The organism is Pseudomonas sp. Irchel s3f10 (genome assembly GCF_900187515.1).
Lineage (GTDB): Bacteria > Pseudomonadota > Gammaproteobacteria > Pseudomonadales > Pseudomonadaceae > Aquipseudomonas > Aquipseudomonas tensinigenes.
Genome location: NZ_FYDZ01000008.1, coordinates 182,740 through 198,608 on the forward strand (window position 1 = coordinate 182,740; position 15,869 = coordinate 198,608).

The 15,869-nt window shown below is 57.6% G+C and carries 16 protein-coding genes and 3 tRNA genes; 10 read left to right on the forward strand and 9 right to left on the reverse strand.

The window, feature by feature from the left end:
- Window positions 1–14 precede the first annotated feature (14 nt).
- From CKW17_RS18585 to CKW17_RS30600, 4 genes are all read left to right on the forward strand, one after another.
- The gene (locus CKW17_RS18585; RefSeq protein ID WP_095120945.1) at window positions 15–1,052 is read left to right on the forward strand and encodes a DNA topoisomerase IB; all 1,038 of its coding nucleotides are present in this window, start codon (window positions 15–17) and stop codon (window positions 1,050–1,052) included.
- A gap of 196 nt (window positions 1,053–1,248) precedes the next feature.
- Complete coding sequence (locus tag CKW17_RS18590; protein WP_095120946.1) at window positions 1,249–1,479, forward strand: hypothetical protein; 231 nt, start codon at window positions 1,249–1,251, stop codon at window positions 1,477–1,479.
- 118 nt (window positions 1,480–1,597) lie between these two features.
- Complete coding sequence (locus tag CKW17_RS18595) at window positions 1,598–1,828, forward strand: hypothetical protein (protein WP_008082703.1); 231 nt, start codon at window positions 1,598–1,600, stop codon at window positions 1,826–1,828.
- 267 nt (window positions 1,829–2,095) lie between these two features.
- On the forward strand, window positions 2,096–2,380 hold the full coding sequence (locus tag CKW17_RS30600; RefSeq protein WP_095120947.1) for a hypothetical protein: 285 nt from the start codon (window positions 2,096–2,098) through the stop codon (window positions 2,378–2,380).
- 65 nt (window positions 2,381–2,445) lie between these two features.
- Here CKW17_RS30600 and CKW17_RS18605 read toward each other — a convergent pair.
- The 8 genes from CKW17_RS18605 to CKW17_RS18640 form a co-directional block, all read right to left on the reverse strand.
- Window positions 2,446–2,532, reverse strand: a tRNA-Leu gene (locus CKW17_RS18605).
- Between the two features lie 196 nt (window positions 2,533–2,728).
- Window positions 2,729–2,802 (reverse strand) — tRNA-Cys (locus CKW17_RS18610).
- Window positions 2,803–2,847: 45 nt separating this feature from the next.
- Window positions 2,848–2,923: transfer RNA gene (locus CKW17_RS18615), tRNA-Gly, on the reverse strand.
- Window positions 2,924–2,983: 60 nt separating this feature from the next.
- On the reverse strand, window positions 2,984–3,544 hold the full coding sequence (gene pgsA, locus CKW17_RS18620) for a CDP-diacylglycerol--glycerol-3-phosphate 3-phosphatidyltransferase (protein ID WP_007950102.1): 561 nt from the start codon (window positions 3,542–3,544) through the stop codon (window positions 2,984–2,986).
- Between the two features lie 32 nt (window positions 3,545–3,576).
- Window positions 3,577–5,400 carry an excinuclease ABC subunit UvrC gene (uvrC, locus tag CKW17_RS18625; protein ID WP_095120948.1) on the reverse strand — a complete coding sequence of 608 codons (1,824 nt, stop codon included), beginning with the start codon at window positions 5,398–5,400 and terminating at the stop codon, window positions 3,577–3,579.
- Between the two features lie 2 nt (window positions 5,401–5,402).
- A complete protein-coding gene (gene uvrY / locus CKW17_RS18630) occupies window positions 5,403–6,044 on the reverse strand; it encodes a UvrY/SirA/GacA family response regulator transcription factor (protein ID WP_016984198.1) in 642 nt (213 codons plus the stop codon).
- Window positions 6,045–6,171: 127 nt separating this feature from the next.
- Window positions 6,172–6,615, reverse strand: a complete 444-nt coding sequence (locus tag CKW17_RS18635; RefSeq protein WP_095120949.1) for an N-acetyltransferase — start codon at window positions 6,613–6,615, stop codon at window positions 6,172–6,174.
- Window positions 6,612–7,373, reverse strand: a complete 762-nt coding sequence (locus CKW17_RS18640) for a carbon-nitrogen hydrolase family protein (RefSeq protein ID WP_095120950.1) — start codon at window positions 7,371–7,373, stop codon at window positions 6,612–6,614. The genes CKW17_RS18635 and CKW17_RS18640 overlap by 4 nt, the downstream gene beginning before the upstream one ends.
- Before the next feature lie 616 nt (window positions 7,374–7,989).
- On the opposite strand from CKW17_RS18640, the gene CKW17_RS18645 reads away from it, so the two are divergent.
- A complete protein-coding gene (locus CKW17_RS18645; protein WP_095120951.1) occupies window positions 7,990–9,060 on the forward strand; it encodes a 3-deoxy-7-phosphoheptulonate synthase in 1,071 nt (356 codons plus the stop codon).
- Between the two features lie 51 nt (window positions 9,061–9,111).
- Here the strand turns inward: CKW17_RS18645 and CKW17_RS18650 are convergent, their stop codons facing one another.
- Window positions 9,112–10,191, reverse strand: a complete 1,080-nt coding sequence (locus CKW17_RS18650; protein ID WP_095120952.1) for a hypothetical protein — start codon at window positions 10,189–10,191, stop codon at window positions 9,112–9,114.
- 334 nt (window positions 10,192–10,525) lie between these two features.
- On the opposite strand from CKW17_RS18650, the gene CKW17_RS18655 reads away from it, so the two are divergent.
- The 5 genes from CKW17_RS18655 to CKW17_RS18675 all read left to right on the forward strand — a co-directional run bounded on the left by CKW17_RS18655 (window position 10,526) and on the right by CKW17_RS18675 (window position 15,867).
- The gene (locus tag CKW17_RS18655) at window positions 10,526–11,404 is read left to right on the forward strand and encodes a triacylglycerol lipase (RefSeq protein ID WP_095120953.1); all 879 of its coding nucleotides are present in this window, start codon (window positions 10,526–10,528) and stop codon (window positions 11,402–11,404) included.
- Between the two features lie 96 nt (window positions 11,405–11,500).
- Complete coding sequence (locus tag CKW17_RS18660) at window positions 11,501–11,782, forward strand: peptidylprolyl isomerase (RefSeq protein ID WP_003445034.1); 282 nt, start codon at window positions 11,501–11,503, stop codon at window positions 11,780–11,782.
- 133 nt (window positions 11,783–11,915) lie between these two features.
- A complete protein-coding gene (locus CKW17_RS18665) occupies window positions 11,916–13,784 on the forward strand; it encodes an extracellular solute-binding protein (protein WP_095120954.1) in 1,869 nt (622 codons plus the stop codon).
- Window positions 13,784–14,845: a microcin C ABC transporter permease YejB gene (locus CKW17_RS18670; RefSeq protein ID WP_095120955.1), complete on the forward strand. Its 1,062-nt coding sequence runs from the start codon at window positions 13,784–13,786 to the stop codon at window positions 14,843–14,845. The genes CKW17_RS18665 and CKW17_RS18670 overlap by 1 nt, the downstream gene beginning before the upstream one ends.
- Entirely contained in the window at window positions 14,845–15,867 is a 1,023-nt protein-coding gene (locus CKW17_RS18675) for an ABC transporter permease (RefSeq protein ID WP_095120956.1), read from the forward strand. The genes CKW17_RS18670 and CKW17_RS18675 overlap by 1 nt, the downstream gene beginning before the upstream one ends.
- The last annotated feature ends 2 nt before the right edge of the window (window positions 15,868–15,869 follow it).

Genomic DNA, 15,869 nt, shown 5'->3' on the forward strand with positions numbered 1-15,869 from the left:
TAAAGGAAACTGCCATGCCCGACACCGTGCTGACTGCCGACCTGCCATCCGACCTGCATTACGTCGACGACACCCAGCCCGGTATCACCCGCAAGAAACTGCGCGGCAAGTTCTGCTACTTCGAGCCGTCAGGCCAGCGCATCACCGACACCGACGAAATCAAACGCATCAATGCTCTCGCGGTACCACCGGCCTACATCGATGTGTGGATCTGCCCCGATCCGCAAGGTCATTTGCAAGCCACCGGCCGTGATGCCCGTGGCCGCAAGCAATATCGTTATCACGCTCGCTGGCGCGAAGTGCGCGATGCCGATAAATATTCGCGGCTGCGCGAGTTCGGTCTGGCCTTGCCAAAACTGCGCAAGCAACTGGAAGCGTTGTTGGCCGCGCCCGGCTTCAGTCGCGACAAGGTCATGGCCACCGTAATCACCCTGCTCGACGCCACGCTGATTCGGGTCGGCAATACGCAATACGCACGCGACAACCGCTCCTACGGCCTGACCACCCTGCGCAGCCGGCATGTCGAAGTCAACGGCAGTGCGATTCTGTTTCAGTTTCGCGGCAAGAGCGGCATCGAACACCAGATTACCGTCAAGGATCGACGGCTGGCGCGCATCATCAAGCGCTGTCTGGAGATTCCCGGGCAGAACCTGTTTCAGTATCTGGATGAAAACGGTGAGCGGCACACCGTCAGTTCTTCCGACGTCAATGCGTACCTGCAAACCCTGACCGGTGCCGACTTCACCGCCAAGGACTATCGCACCTGGGCTGGCAGCGCCCTGGCGTTGGCGGTATTGCGCGAACTCAAGCATGAATCCGAGACCGAGGCCAAACGGCATGTGGTGGAGATGGTGAAAAATGTCTCCAGGCAGTTGGGTAACACCCCGGCGGTGTGTCGCAAGTGCTATATCCACCCGGCGGTGGTGGAGAATTTCATGCTCGGCACCCTCGCCGAATTACCGCGCCCCCGCGTGCGCAAAGGCTTGCGCGCCGAAGAAGTGGCTTTGGCAATGTTTCTTGAACGCATGAGCGACATCACCACCGCGCCTTGATCGACAACTTATCACCCAGCAACAGCCCAGAACCGGCCGTTCACCAGCGTCGAAGATTCGTGCCCGTTGACCAACGCCTGGATTGATCGGAACGCTGAGAAAGGCGTCGGCAACCGACGAGTTGACCTGTCTATTTTTTGCACGATTGCCGGGGGCTTCTATAGTTGATCTGACACGAATCAGCTGCGGTGACGCCATGGAAGACATTTTCGTTGTGAAGCGTTGCAACAAGATCATTATTCATGGTCGACGCGCCGGAGACAGCCAGCATGATCCCGCCGAAGCCCTGAGTTGGTTTCGCATCTGCGACAACCGCACCAACGGCTTCATCGGCGATGGCTACGACGTTGAAGAGGACGCACGACGTGAATGCAAACGCCTCAACGCAGCCAGTTCCCCAAAAGCGGTCCGCGAATCGTCCGGCTGATGCCGATCATAAGCGGGTCTATACTGAAACCAGCTGAAGGAGCAGCGCCCCACGGTAGAAGGCTCGCAACACGCGGGCTTTTTGCTGCAGCTCAGGTTTCATAGAACGGAGGTGTTCCATGTCCGAAAAAGAGTCCATCACCACCCTCCTCACCTTGCTCGACGCCCGTCAGGCACGCCTCGCGGCCGCTTGCAAAGAGATCGCCGACTGGGTCGACCACCAAGGCGGGCATCCGACCGCCCTGCGTATCCGTGACCGGCTGAACGATATAGAGAAGGATGCTCCGCTGATCCGCAACACGCTGTCGGCGCTCAAGCCTGTCGATCGGCCACTGCCTCGGTTCAGATGACAGCGATTTCGCCAAGGTCTCAGGAATTTGCCTCACAAGCGGTGACACACAGGTCACCGCGTATTTGCCTGTCCGAAATGTTTATTCCCCCCCGCGATTGCGTTTTCACATAACGATCACATCTGCGCGTCTACAGTGAAACCACTCCTTTGCAAAAACACCCCTCTCACCCGCCCGCATGCGGGTGTTTTTTTGCCTGCACCCCATTGCCGAACGGCACAGGAGGTGAGTTGTCAAAAGCAATACACGTCGCAAAGGAGACAGTTCATGGTTATCCATTTCAACGTTGACGGGCATCTGGCCTGTGGTCATAAAGGCAAACAACTGTCGGCAAGCAGAGAGCTCAATCGTGTGAAATGCCGCAGTTGCCGTAATACCGATGCCTTCAAACAGGCACGAAAAGACCAGCGCAACGCAGCCCGCAGAATGGCCCGCCAGGCCAAAGCCACGCATGGCGAAGCAAGCTGGCGCACAGAATGGGTCGAGCGGTTGACAGCAATGGCCGGACTTCAGCGCTTGCCTCGGGGTTTTAGCGGGCAGACTTTCGTTTAGCCCTGCATAAAAAAGGCACAAAAAAAGGCCTGCATGAGAAAACTCATGCAGGCCTTTGATATTCATGGTGCCCGAAGCCGGAATCGAACCGGCACGCCCTTACGAGCGGGGGATTTTAAGTCCCATGCGTCTACCAGTTTCGCCATTCGGGCGGTAGCGCGGTGTTGCTGCTTCCTGCTGCACAGTCGCGACCCTGACAGGATCCAACCTAGAACAGCAGAGCGGGAAATATATACATCACTTCCCGGCGAAGCAAGTTTGCAATGGCCGTATTTCAAGACTAAATCTTGCAGCGCAGTGCAAATAAAAAAGCTCCGTAAATCATGGATCTACGGAGCTTGTTTATAGTGGAGGCCGAGGTCGGAATCGAACCGGCGTAGGTGGATTTGCAATCCACTGCATAACCATTTTGCTACTCGGCCTCAAAGCATTTGCTGTCAGTAGCACAACAACAAACACGTACAAACTGGAGCGGGAAACGAGACTCGAACTCGCGACCCCGACCTTGGCAAGGTCGTGCTCTACCAACTGAGCTATTCCCGCTTGGTGTGGCGCATTCTATAGATTTCAGAAGCCCCGTCAACCCTTTGATTCAAAAAAGTTTTATTTCTTTTCTACATCGGTTTTCAGATGTGGCCAGGCCGCACGAAGGTATTGAACCATCGACCATAAAGTCAGGCCTGCGGACACCATCAACAACGCGTAACCCAATATCACCCAGAAGCTGAAGTCCTTTGGATTGGCCAACAGGATTACCAGTGCCAGCATTTGCGCAGCGGTTTTCCATTTGCCCAGGTTCGAGACTGCGACGTGAGCACGGGCGCCGAGTTCGGCCATCCATTCACGCAGTGCCGAAACGACGATCTCGCGACCAATGATGACGGCCGCAGGCAAAGTCAGCCACAGATTGCCGTGCTCCTGCACCAGCAGCACCAATGCCACGGCGACCATGAGTTTGTCGGCCACCGGATCTAGAAACGCACCAAACGGAGTGCTTTGTTCGAGGCGGCGCGCCAGGTAGCCGTCCAGCCAATCAGTCGCTGCCGCAAAGGCAAACACCGAGGCGGAGGCCATGTAACTCCACTGATAAGGCAGATAGAACAGCAAAATGAAGATCGGAATGAGCAGAACGCGTAGAACGGTAATCAGATTAGGGATATTCATCGGCACAACTGGCTACGAGGTGAAGGGGCATTCTACTCGCTATGCAGGTTTGCATAAATCGACTCTGCGAGCTTTTTACTGATCCCCGGGGCTTTGGCGATCTCTTCGATGCTTGCACGAGTCAGCTCCTGCAATCCACCAAAATGTTTCAACAAGTCGCGACGCCGCGTCGGGCCAACGCCCGCAACGCCTTCCAGCGTTGACGTACGGCGGGTTTTGCCGCGACGGGCGCGGTGTCCGGTAATTGCAAAACGGTGGGCCTCATCGCGGATTTGTTGAATCAGGTGCAGCGCCGGCGAATCGCCACGTAAGGTGAACTCATGCGCCGCATCATTTAGATACAACGTTTCGAAGCCTGCCTTGCGCGTGGCCCCCTTGGCGACACCCAGCAAGATCAGATCCGGCACGGCGAGTTCATTGAGAACATCACGAGCCATCGACAGCTGACCCTTGCCACCGTCGACCAGCAGGATGTCCGGCAGCTTGCCCTCGCCCTCCTTGAGTTTACTGAAGCGTCGTGTAAGGGCCTGATGCATGGCGGCATAGTCGTCACCCGCCGTGACCCCTTCGATGTTGTAGCGCCGGTAGTCCGACTTGATTGCGCCTTCCGGGCCAAACACCACGCAGGAAGCAACCGTCGCCTCACCACTGGAATGACTGATGTCGTAGCACTCCAGACGCTGCGGCGGCTCATCCAGATTCAACACTTCGGCCAATGCCTCAAACCGCGCTGCCGTGTGTTGACGGTTGGCCAGGCGTGCGCCCAATGCCTGCTCTGCGTTGGTCACGGCCAGTTGCTGCCAGCGCGCACGTGTACCACGCACCCGATGACTGATGGCCAGCTCTCGGCCACGCAACTCATGGATCGCCTCGATCAACGTCGGAAAATCTTCGTGAACCACATTGACGATCAGTTCACTCGGCAAATCCCGCTCGGGGCTGCTGATGAAGTACTGGCCGAGAAACGCGGCCATGACCTCCGACACATCCTCTTCGATACCGACTTGCGGAAAGAAATTCTTGCTGCCCAGCACGCGCCCGCCGCGGACGCTGATCAAATGCACGCAGGCACCACCCGGGTTGACGAAAGCCGCGATGACGTCGATATCTCCCGTGCCGCCTTCCATGCTTTGTTGATCCTGGACCCTGCGCAACAGCGCGATCTGATCGCGCAACTCGGCAGCTCGCTCGAACTCAAGGTTGATCGCCGCCTCTTCCATCGCCGTCGACAATTCGTTGGTCAGCGCGTGACTGCGCCCCTCAAGAAACATGACCGAGTGACGCACGTCTTCGGCATAGACCTCAGGCTCGACCAGCCCGACGCAAGGCGCTTTGCAGCGTTTGATCTGATACTGCAGACATGGCCGGGTACGGTTCTTGTAGTAGCTGTCTTCACACTGGCGAACGAAAAAGGTCTTTTGCAGCAGACTCAGGCTTTCGCGTATGGCGCCGGCGCTCGGATAAGGACCGAAGTACTTGCCCTTGGCTTTTTTGGCCCCGCGATGAATGCTCAGGCGCGGAAACTGCCCGTCGGACAGAAACACGTAGGGATAGGATTTGTCGTCGCGCAACAGGATGTTGTACGGCGGCCGCCACTCTTTGATCAGCGTTTGTTCAAGCAGCAGCGCTTCGGTTTCGTTGGCGGTGATGGTCGTTTCGACCTGCGCAATGCGACCCACCAACGCTGCGGTTTTAGGCGCCAGACCGGTTTTGCGAAAGTAGCTGGCCAGGCGTTTTTTCAGATTTTTGGCCTTGCCCACGTACAACAGGCGTGCATCGCTGTCGAACATGCGATAGACGCCCGGGCGGCCGCTGACTGTCGACAGAAACGCGCCGGAATCGAATGTGTCAGTCATGGTCAGAGGCTGGCATCAACCATGCCGTGACGAACCGCCAACAGTGTCAACTCGACGTCGCTGCTGATCGAAAGCTTCTCGAAAATACGGTAGCGATAGGTGTTCACGGTTTTCGGCGACAGGCACAACTTGTCGGAAATGATTTGCACCTTCTGACAGCCGACGATCATCAACGCGATTTGAATTTCGCGCTCGGACAAGGCATCGAAAGGAGAATCGTTGGACGGTTGAAAGGATTTGATCGCCAATTGCTGGGCGATTTGCGGACTGATATAGCGTTGTCCGGCAAACACCAGGCGAATCGCCTGAACCATTTCCGGCAAACCCGCACCCTTGGTCAGATACCCCGCAGCGCCAGCCTGCAGCAAGCGTGTCGGAAAAGGATCCTCCTCACACACCGTAACCGCGACCACTTTGATATCCGGATGACTGCGCAACAGTTTGCGCGTGGCTTCGAGGCCGCCGATGCCAGGCATCTTGACGTCCATCAGCACCACATCGGGCTTCAACTCTCGGGCCTTGATCAGGGACTCTTCCCCGGATTCGGCCTGGCCAACCACTTGCAAGCCATCGATATCGGCCAGCATACGTGTAATGCCTGTACGAACGAGATCATGGTCATCGACCACTAGCACCCTAATCAAGCAGACACCTCGCGATATGGTCATATTGGGATGCCGGACACCTTAGCAAAAAGTGCCACACAGACCTAGCGGAAAGCTTCATTTAAAAAGTTTCAATTCATCATTGAAGGCTTGCCGGCTGCGGGTTTCAGAGCACAGGTGTACTTATATCAAGCTGCATTCGCAGAAAACACTCGTCCGCACCCTGAACCTGTAGTCCTTTTCTTTCGTACAAGTTTCTTGCCGGATTATTTACGAACACGGTAAGGCGCAGAGCCCGGCGCCTTTCTTTAATGGCCATGTCGATAACCTGATCAATCGCCCAGGAACCAGCGCCCTGCCTCTGAAACGCTTCAGCAATCTGCAATTCCCGAATGTAGAGTGCACGCAGATCCCGGCTGAGACTGAGAAACCCCAGCGCCAACTCACCCCGCACTATCAGCCAGTTCTGTCGCCCCGGCCACGCTACGTCAAACGCTTCATCTTGCCATAACAGGTCATGGTGAATGTAGTAACGCAGCATGTTCTGACAGGTGAGATCGCGGGCAAATCCCAGGTCTTCTGGAGCGGCAAGACGTAGGTGGAATGTCATCGGGCTTGCGTAACAGGAACAACCCGTCCCTGCCATACACCTTCATTACGCTGAGCGACGACCAGAAGATCGCCCGTCCCCGGAGCGGCAACAATCAGCGAACCGTCTTCAGACCAGATGCAACTGCGCCCGGCGGATTGCCAACCGCCGGTCAGCCCACCGTGATTGGCCACTAGCACAGCCATCGAGTGTTGCCGGGCGTAGCCCTGAAGTATTGCCGTATCAACTGCGTAACCTTTCTCGCTGATCAATACACCGGCTGCGTACAGGTTAGCGCCCTGATCGGCGGCCGCCGCGGCATGGCTGGCATGCGTGAAATCGGCGCACACCGCCAACGCGACGACGTCCCCGTCGATATTCAGCGTCGGGCCACCGAAACCGGGTGCAAAAACAAGTTCCTCGCCCGTGTGCAAATGCTGCTTGCTGTACACGCCGAGAGAACCATCCGCGCCCAGAACCAGAGCGCCGATCAGCGCCGAAACACTGCCCTCCAACCGGATGGGCATACCGACAACGGCAGTTACCCCAAGCTTTCGGGCCAAATCCCTAAGAGGTTGCAACACGGCATCTTGCGGTTCGATCGCCAACGCTGCGGCCGTTTCTCCTTCATAGCCAGTCAGCGACAACTCGGGAAAAACCAGTAACTCAACACCCTGCTCCGCTGCTGTCTCGATGAAGCGGCAATGTCGGGCAATGTTGCCGGGGAGGTCCCCGGCAAGGGAGAGGCTTTGGGCAGCGGCAATGGTCAGTGTCGACACGGTTCATCCTTGGCAATCAAGCAAAACGCTGAGTGTCACCACTCTTGCCCAAATCAGGCAATAGGCATTTTGTTGATAACGCGATAGCAATTTCTGATTGCTGAGCCACATCGGCCTCTAGTAAGCTCGGCCCACTCATCGGAGACAAACCATGTTCAACACCCTCTCACAGCTTCGTACCGCCAGCGCCCTGCGCTCGGTTGCGGCTGCCCGGGTGAATGACGTTTGCGCTCCGGTCAGCTTTTATTTTGGGTATTGGTTTAGCCACTGGCGCGCCTGATACCCAAACGGCGCCCATGATAACGGGTCGCCTACCAGAGATTTCTCAACCCCCGGTCGGCCTCCCGACCGGGGGTTTTGTTTTTTCAGCCCCGAACTTTTTCAGCAACACACCAGATACTTTGAGGATTCACGAAATGAACTACGCCACTTATTACCGTTACGACAGCTTTAGCGCCTGGCGATTTACCAGCCTCCGCTCGGGACAGCCTGCCGCCTCCGATCGGTCACCTACAGGTGGCAAACACGCCCACATTGCCAATACGGCCAATTGTCGAACACCCCAGTAGGGCCGAGCGCGCGGGAAGAACCCGCCGCCAGCCCAGGAAGACCGAATATGAACTCGTCCGTTTCTGCTCTGCCATTGTCCACCCTCGATTGCGCCAACGAAGCGCTGACCGTGCGTCTGCCCAGTTCGTTGCAACTCAAACAGCAATTGCCCTTGAGCAATGCCTTGAGCCAACAAGTCGCCGCCCATCGCGAGGCGGTTCGAGCGATCCTCAACGGTGATGATCAGCGTCTGCTGATAATCGTCGGCCCCTGCTCTATCCACGATCCCCAGTCTGCACTCGAATATGCCGGCAAACTGTCACGACTGGCCGAACAGGTCAGCGACAGAATGCTCCTGGTGATGCGAGCCTACGTCGAGAAGCCGCGCACTACCGTTGGCTGGAAAGGCCTGGCTTACGATCCGCACCTGGATGGCAGTGATGACATGGCCGCTGGCCTGGCACTGTCCCGTGAACTGATGCTGGAAATGATCCACCTCGGTCTGCCCGTGGCGACCGAGCTGCTGCAACCCCTGGCGGCCGGCTACCTTGACGATCTGCTCAGTTGGGTTGCCATTGGCGCACGCACCACCGAATCTCAAATTCATCGCGAAATGGCCAGTGGTTTGAGCATGCCCGTAGGCTTCAAAAACGGCACCGACGGCGGCGCAGCCGTAGCTGTAGATGCCATGCGTTCGGCAGCCCATCCTCATCGGCATTTCGGAGTAGACAGCCAGGGTCACCCGGCGATCATTCAGACACCTGGCAACCCTGATACTCATTTGGTCCTGCGCGGCGGTCATCACGGCCCCAATCATGATCGCGAGAGCATTGCCAGAATCCACGCTGACCTGAACCGACTGAAGGTCCCGAACCGGATCATGGTTGATTGCAGTCACGCCAACAGCGGCAAGGATCCATTACGCCAGCCAGGCATTTTCAATGAAGTGCTTGAACAACGCTTGCAGGGCGATAGCTCTCTGATCGGCATGATGCTGGAGTCTCACCTGTTCGAAGGTTGTCAGCCGCTGAGTGCCTCGCTACGGTACGGTGTATCGATCACCGATGGCTGTCTCGGCTTTGACGCAACGCAACAATTGCTGCTTGATGCAGCTCAGCGCATTGGCGCGCACCACTGAAGTTGACGGCGCTACCCTCCGGTCAAAGAACCGGAGGGTGGTCCGCTCCAGCTACGCCTCCAGCCGGACCTGAGTCACCGCTGACTCCTGACTGACGTCATCCAGACGCTCAACCGTGTAGGCAACGCGCACGATCGACCCGTGATGCTCGCGCCAGAAGCGTTGTGGCACGATAAAGATAAGCGGCTTGCCGGCGGTTTCCCGGGTGATTTCGCGGTCATCGCGGTGATTGAAAAAATCGCCATCACACTTGAGATAGACCAGCTCGCCTTCTTGCGTCCGGGCATTGCCGATCACAACGGTGACGCCATCAATGCAATCCTGCACCAATAACACGCCATCCTCAGCTTCAAGCACATCGGGCGCGTCCAGTTGACCATGCAGCAAGGCGCTGATGAGAACTCTCGCGGGATCGGATTCGAGCACCGCTCCACCCTCTCGCTCGACTCGATAGCGTACCGTCACCTCGCCTCCAAGATGTGCAGCTATGTACTCATGCGGGATCCAGAAAGACAGGGTGTCGGCAACAGCGAAGACTTCGACCTTCAATCGATCACTGAATGATAGTGGCGAGGTGTCTCCAGACCACATCAACGCAACGTGGTCACCTGCCGCCATTCGGGCATAAGGCTGGAGAGTGACGAGTGCACCTTCCGTGACCCGTGCCGGATCCAGTGTCCCGGCGACTGCGTCCACAATATGTGGAGCCAGCAGTTGAGGCCGTGTATCGCCTACCGACAATTGCACGCGCGCAGACGGTGCGGGCTCGGTCAGGCCGGCGCTGAAAAGTGTCCAGTAGACCTCCAGTGAACCGCCATCCAGTGCGGCGATATGCAGCCCCTTGATCACGAAAATGATGTCTTTGCCAACCTGGGCCTCACTGACATGCCGCGTCATCTCGTGGTGATAGGCGAAGCCCTCTATATCAAGCCCTTCCCAGCGCAAAAGCAATTGATCGCCAGACGCCATGTTCGGATAAGGGGCAATACGGACGACGACTTTGCCCAGCGAAGGATCAAGTACGCGCCCTTCCAGCGATTCGAGCGTCGCTGCCGGCAGCAACTCTTTGGCGGCGAGAGGGCTGGCGGGGTGGCGCATCCGGTAGCAAAACTCGATTTCATGCGTGTTCATTGTTGGCTCCATGCCTTGGACTAACGCTGTCTTCATTGACGACGTCGACAGTCAACATTCAACGCGATTGTTCCTGCTCTGGATATCAGCCCAATACGCCGCAGACACGAAGTAAAAGCTACTAGCCCAGTAGGCAACCGACGCTAAATCGACTTCGGCCAGGCGCGAGACCGCCAGATCTTCCGATTTGGACTTCCCAAGTATCCGAAAAATCATACAGCCCATAGTCCAGATTCAACGGGCAAGTGAAGCCCCTTCTTACTTCTTAAACGAGTTGTGTGTTTTAGAGTGGCCCACAGATTTCCCGATGAACTTCTGAGAAAAAGGTAAGAACATGCAACGGAATGCTACAACTCGTTATCCCATCCTTCTGGTACACGGCCTGTTCGGATTCGAACGCATCGGCCATTTCGAGCTGTTCCATGACGTCAAGAGCGCCCTGAAAGCGGTTGGCAACCGAGTGTTCGTTCCCCACCTCAGCGCAACCCACGACAATGAAGTCAGGGGTGAGCAACTGTTGAAGCAGATCGATAGTGTCCTGCGCGGCACGCGTGCCAGGAAGGTCAATCTCATCGGGCACAGCCAGGGTGCTTTGGCTGCACGATACGCTGCGGCGCTTGCGCCAGACGCCATCGCCTCGGTGACTTCGGTCAGCGGCCCGAACCACGGTTCGGAACTGGCGGACTTCCTGCGCAAGGCGCTGGTGCCAGGCCGGCTGCCGGAAATCGTCGCGCAGAACGTGGCGACAGTGTTTGCCGATTTTCTGTCACTGCTCAGCGGTAGCGTCACGCTGCCGCAAAATGCACTGGCAGCGCTCAATGGACTGACAACCGAGGGCGTGGGCACTTTCAACGACAAATTCCCCCAAGGGCTGCCCGGCACCTGGGGCGGACATGGCGCAGCAAAGGTCAATGGCGTGCACTATTACTCGTGGAGCGGGGTGCTGCCGACAAACGAGACAAACGAGCTACCGATTGGCGACCCGGTACGAAGCGTTTGCCTGGCGCTGTCACAATACTTCATGACTGAAGGAGAACAGAATGACGGTTTCGTCGGGCGTTTCAGCTCTCACCTGGGGCAAGTGATCCGTTCCGACTATCCACTGGATCACCTGAGCAGTCTGCGCCGCAGTGCTGGCGCGGCCATCCGCGAACTCGATCCGATTGATCTTTACGTTGAACACGCCGCGCGCCTGCGAGCTGCGAATCTCTGATCAGCCCGCAACCCTGCGAACGGAACTTTGCCGAGAATTCGCCCACTGAATCCGGTAGGCTCCACACTTTACTGAAATAGACTGGAGAGTTTCCCCATGGCAAAAGCCACTGCCCGCCACATCCTTGTTGCCAGCGAAGACAAGTGCAACGAACTGAAGGCCCAGATCGAAGGCGGCGCCGATTTCGCCGAAGTCGCCAAGGCCAACTCCACCTGCCCGTCCAGCCGTCAGGGCGGTGATCTGGGTTCGTTCGGTCCTGGCCAGATGGTCAAGGAATTCGACACCGTGGTCTTCAGCGCGCCAATCAACGTCGTGCAAGGCCCGGTCAAAACCCAGTTCGGTTATCACCTGCTGGAAGTCACCAGCCGTCAGGACTGATCCGTCACCTGATTGCTAGCCAACGGCCCGCCTTCTGGTGGGCCGTTGTGTTTCAGTTACACATACGGCTGGCGACTGGCGTGCCTCTCGCGTAAAACTTGCGCTTATCGATTTCCCGGTTCCAAGGCTGACAATGCGACTGGTTTTCCCCACATTGATGCTCACCGCCCTAGCCCTCCTGTCGGGCGCCGCCGGTGTGAACGCGGCCCCGCAACATGCGTTGACCGTTTACGGCGAACCCGCCAAATACCCTGCCGGTTTCAGTCATTTCGACTACACCAACCTGCAGGCTCCCAAGGGTGGGACGATGCGCCGCTCGGCGATTGAAATCGGTCACTTCGACCACGTCCTTCCTTATATAGACAAAGGCATCGGCGTCACCCAGATTGACGGCATGCTGTACTCGCCCCTGGCCCAGCGCTCGCTGGACGAGCCTTACACCGTTTACGGCCTGGTCGCGCAAAAGATGGAGCGCTCGGACGACGGTCTGTCGTTGCGTTTCTTCATCAATCCAAAGGCCCGTTTCGCCGACGGCAAAGCGATCACCGCCGAAGACGTGCGCTACACCTACGATTTATTGATGACCCAGGGCAGCCTGCGTTATCGCACGCAGTTTGCCGATGTCAAAGGCGTCGAAGTCGAAGCACCGCTGATCGTGCGTTTCGACTTCAAGAGCAATGAAAACCGCACCCTGCCCCTGGACGTCGCGACCCTGCCGGTATTCCCCGAACATTGGTGGAAGAGCCGCGACTTCGCCGGTGGTGGGGGTTACGAAGCACCACTGGACAGCGGCCCCTATCGAGTCGGCAAAGTCGATTCGGGGCGCAGCATCACCTTTGAGCGCAACGCTGACTGGTGGGGCAAAGACTTGCCGGTCAGTCGCGGCCTCTACAATTTCGATCATTTCAGCATCGAGTACTTCGGTGATACCGACGTCGCCCGCCAAGTGCTGCGCGGCGGTGCCTATGACTACAACCGCGAGTTCTCGGCCACTGGCTACTCGATCGGCTATGACAGCCCCGCGCTGAACGACGGGCGTCTGCAAAAAGCACACTTGGCCACGGAGGCGCCACAGTCGGCTCAGGGTTTTGTATTCAACCTGCAGAAACCGATGTTCGCCGATCGCCGTGTGCGCCAGGCCCTGGCAATGCTCTGGGACTTCGAGTGGAGCAACCGGCAAATGATGCGCGGTATGTATATCCGCCAGCAGAGCTACTTTTCCAACACGCCACTGGCGGCAAGCGAACTGCCCGATGCGCAAGAACTGAAAATCCTCGAACCGCTGCGTGGCCAGGTTCCGGACGAGGTTTTCAGCAAAGTCTTCGAAGCGCCGAAAACCGACGGCAGCGGCGTTATCCGTGACAAACAGTTGCAAGCCCTTGAACTGCTCGAGCAGGCCGGCTGGAAACCCGATGGCGATCAGTTGGTGAATGCCCAGGGTGAGCCGCTGAGCTTTACCTTCCTGGTCAGCCAGAACGGTATGGATCGCCTGCTGCTACCGTACAAGCGCACGCTGAAACAGATCGGCATCGACCTGAACATTCGCCGCATCGACTCCTCGCAATACGTCAATCGCCTGATGAGCCGTGACTACGACATGATCGTCACCGGCTACCCGGTCAGTACTTCACCGGGAGGCGAGTTGCTCAATTACTTTGCTTCCGCGTCGGCCAACGACCCGGGCGCGAACAACTACATGGTGTTGAAAAACCCTGCGGTGGATACGCTGATCAACGGCCTGATTCGCGCCTCAACCCAGTCCGACATGCTGCATTACGCCCATGCCCTGGACCGAGTGCTGCAATGGAATTACTACTGGATTCCCAACTACTATCCACCAGGCACCTCGACCGTGTGGTGGAACCGCTTCGGCATACCGTCGGTGCAAGCCAGCAATGACGAAGCCATCGAGAGCTGGTGGGAAATCAGCAGCACACCGCTGACCAATCAGCAGATGACCGCGGAAAAAATTGCCCGTGGCAGACCCGGAGGGCCGCACTGATGTGGGGTTACATACTGCGGCGTCTGCTGCTGATCATTCCGACGCTGGTGATCATTCTGCTGGTCAATTTCGTGATCATTCAAGCCGCGCCCGGTGGCCCGGTAGAACAGGCCATCGCCCACCTGCAAGGGATCGGTGGCGCGGGTGTCGGCGGCGGCGCCAGCGAAACAATGAGCGGCACTTCCCGCGCCAGTCGCGGCCTCGATCCGCAACTGATCAAGGACATCGAAAAACAGTACGGTTTCGACAAGCCGGCCCATGAGCGCTTGTGGCTGATGCTGAAGAACTACGCGCAACTGGATTTCGGCAAAAGCTTTTTCCGTGGCGCGACGGTCACCGATCTGATCCTGGAAAAAATGCCGGTGACCATTTCCCTCGGGTTGTGGGCGACGCTGATCACCTATCTGGTGTCGATCCCGCTGGGGATCCGCAAGGCCGTGCATCATGGCAGTCATTTCGATATCTGGAGCAGCACGGCGATCATCATTGGCTACGCGATGCCGGCGTTTCTGTTTGCGATGTTCCTGATCGTGGTGTTTGCCGGCGGTACGTCGCTGAACTGGTTTCCGGTGCGCGGGCTGGTCTCGGACAACTTCGAATCCCTGTCGACTATCGGCAAAATCGCCGACTACTTCTGGCACCTGGTGCTGCCGGTAACGGCACTGGTGATCGGTGGTTTCGCCACGCTGACGATCCTGACGAAAAACTCGTTTCTCAATGAAATCACTCGCCAGTACGTGGTAACCGCCCGCGCCAAAGGCCTGAGCGAACGCCGTGTGCTGTACGGCCATGTGTTCCGCAATGCGATGCTGCTGGTGGTGTCCGGCATCCCGCAGGCGTTTATCAGTGTGTTCTTCGCCGGTTCCTTGCTGATCGAAGTGATCTTCTCTCTCGACGGTCTCGGGCGCATGAGCTACGAAGCCGCAGTTTCGCGGGATTATCCGGTGGTGTTCGGTTCGCTGTTCATCTTTACCCTCTTCGGCCTGCTGATAAAACTGGTGGGTGATCTGTGTTACACGCTGGTCGATCCGCGTATCGACTTCGCCGCGAGGAACGCCTGATGTTCAAGCTCTCGCCTCTTGGGCGTCGGCGCTTCGAGCGCTTCAAGAAAAACCGCCGCGGCTGGTGGTCGCTGTGGCTGTTTATCGGCCTGTTTGTGCTGACACTGGGCGGTGAGTTGATCGCCAACGACAAGCCTCTGGTTGTCAGCTATCAGGACCAATGGTACTTCCCGGTATTCAAGCGCCACACCGAGCAGGAGTTCGGCGGGCAACTGCCGTTTCAGGCCGATTATCGCAGCGACTATGTGCAGAACCTGATTCGCAAGGACGGTGGCTGGTTGCTGTTCCCGCCGATTCCGTTCAGTGACGACACACCGAACTACGACCTCAACAAACCGGCGCCGAGTCCGCCGACGTCAGTCAACTGGCTGGGCACTGACGACCAGTCGCGAGATGTGCTGGCGCGGGTGATTTTCGGCGCACGGGTGTCGATCCTGTTTGCCTTGATGCTGACCTTTGTCAGCGCCCTGATCGGCATCGCCGCCGGTGCATTGCAGGGCTACTACGGTGGCTGGGTCGATTTGCTCGGGCAACGCGTGCTGGAAGTCTGGTCGGGGCTGCCGGTGCTGTATCTGCTGATCATCCTCTCCGGTTTTGTCGAACCGAACTTCTGGTGGCTGCTAGGGATCATGGCGCTGTTTTCATGGCTGGCACTGGTGGATGTAGTGCGCGCCGAGTTCCTGCGCGGACGCAATCTGGAGTACGTCAAAGCCGCCCGCGCGCTGGGCCTGAGCGACCGCAAGGTGATTTTCCGGCACATTCTGCCCAATGCGATGAACGCGACACTGAGCTACTTGCCGTTCATTCTGACCGGGGCCATTTCCACCCTCACCGCGCTGGATTTCCTCGGCTTCGGCATGCCCGCCGGCAGCGCCTCGCTGGGTGAGTTGATCGGTCAGGGCAAACAGAACCTGCAAGCTCCGTGGCTTGGGTTGACGGCGTTTTTCACCCTGGCGCTGATCCTTTCCTTATTGGTGTTCATCGGCGAAGCGTTGCGAGACGCGTTCGACCCTCGATCCTGAAG